The sequence below is a fragment of the Bradyrhizobium sp. th-b2 genome (assembly GCF_000426785.1).
Taxonomy (GTDB): domain Bacteria; phylum Pseudomonadota; class Alphaproteobacteria; order Rhizobiales; family Xanthobacteraceae; genus Bradyrhizobium; species Bradyrhizobium septentrionale.
The window spans coordinates 1-1,810 of sequence record NZ_AUGA01000222.1 but is presented as its reverse complement, the minus strand read 5'-3'; the positions used below and the strand labels follow the sequence as shown (position 1 = coordinate 1,810).

At 57.2% G+C, this 1,810-nt stretch carries 1 protein-coding gene; it reads right to left on the bottom strand.

Annotated elements, in window-relative coordinates; genetic code table 11:
- Positions 1-250 precede the first annotated feature (250 nt).
- On the bottom strand, positions 251-778 hold the full coding sequence (locus K359_RS0147805) for a RidA family protein (protein ID WP_029085234.1): 528 nt from the start codon (positions 776-778) through the stop codon (positions 251-253).
- Between the last annotated feature and the right edge of the window lie 1,032 nt (positions 779-1,810).

The window sequence follows — 1,810 nt, the reverse complement described above, 5'->3', positions numbered from 1 at the left end:
CCTGGCTAAGGGCTCTTTGGTACCTCTTCCTGGCTGCCTTCTTCTCAGTCACCAGCCACCGCACACCACTCAAATCGGCTTCTTAACCGACGACAGGGTCCTTTGATGCGCGTGATGCGTGCGTCAGCGCTTTATTCTGCCATAAGAACCGACAAAGACGTCACGTCGGCAGAGCGGATATCTTCAACCCTCGCGCTGCATCTCCTTTAGCCAAGCGCATTGTGTAACGAGATCGCGACCGCCGACAAAGCTACTCTACCTCAAGGATCATTTCGACTTCGACCGGGGCTTGGCGCGGAAGCGCCGCCACGCCCAACGAGGAGCGAGCATGCTTACCAACCGACTCGCCGAACACCTCGACCATTAGGTCGGAATATCCATTGACCACCTTGGCTTGGTCACCGAAGTCGTCGGCCGAGTTCACCATACCGACCACTTTGACCACGCGCTTCACCCGATCGAGGCTGCTCAGCGCCGCGCGCACTTTTGCCAGCATGATCAAGCCGGCCTGCCGCGCGGCTTCATAACCTTGTTCGACAGTCAGATCCCGTCCGAGCTTACCCTTCAAACCGCCTGGAACACTGCCCGCCATGAACAAGAGATTTCCAACTTGTACCGCGTTGACGTAGCTACCGACCGGAGCGGCCTCAACCGGCAGCGTGATGTTCTTCTCTCTCAAGCGAGCCTCCGCACTCGACGAATTCTCCGCCTGCGCGCCGTCAAATGCTGAAGCTAAGGTCACCAAACAAAAGGCGATCAATCCCGCAAATTCCCTCATCGAGCGCCCCCGCACTTACCCGTGAACGTACTTCTCTAAAGCGGACCTACCGGCAGCATCCGCTGTGTGGCCGTCACTGACTCAAAGCTTCTGGACCCTTTGACTAAGAGTAGTGTGGGCGATTGATTTGCGCGGGTCACCTCCCATTTGGGGTAGGACGAGCATTCCGGAACCTTTCTCCCGTGCGGTCTGTCTTGTTGTGCTGCCCAAGGCACTCGCGGTTCACAACCTTCTGCGACGCTCTCCGCCAGGCCTCCAACGCTATACGGAAGTAAAAACTGAAAACACAAGCGTTCGCCTGCGTGTCACACCGTAAATGACCGCCCATATGATGGCTCTATGGAGCAATAGCTGATACCGCAGTTCGCGTCTGCCTCAAGCGTGCCCAACCGATCCATCTGCTTGTCATTCAGCCAGTCATTTTGTGGAAGTTCCAGTCCGCCCCCACGTAGTACATCGTCCATCGAGTTGGACTTTTGTCACCAGCTTACAATGCCGGATCGTCATTGTTCTACAGATCGGCTGTATACGGGCCGTGCTGATCATTTCGTGAGTAGATTCTGTAGCTCGCCCATCCGTTCGCTAGTGGGTCTTGTGGGTGCTGACCATGCCGGAAACTGAACATTGCCTGCGACAGCTGTGCCTGTCAGGCGTCCGCGACACGCTGCAGACGCGCGTGCTGCAGGCGCAGGGCGCCAAACCAGCCATTCCTCGAGACCTTCTCCCTGATCCTGCAGGACGAACTGGAACGTCGTCAGTCCCGCCTCATCGAGCGCCGGGCCCCCGTCGCGGGATTGGCTGGATTTGAAGGTGGCGTAGTCTCCGAGGTGATCAACCTCGAATCATCCGGCGTTGGATCGCCGGATCGGAGACCACGCCATGACCAGCAGTATCACGAAGACGCATTTCTCGCTCTCATTCGGCGTTCAAATTTGGCTCTGACTCATATGTGGAACGGCCCGGGCTGCAAGGTCTTTCTCTGATTGAACAAGGAATGGCGGTGCGGTCATATGTTCGGCCTGTGAACGCGGC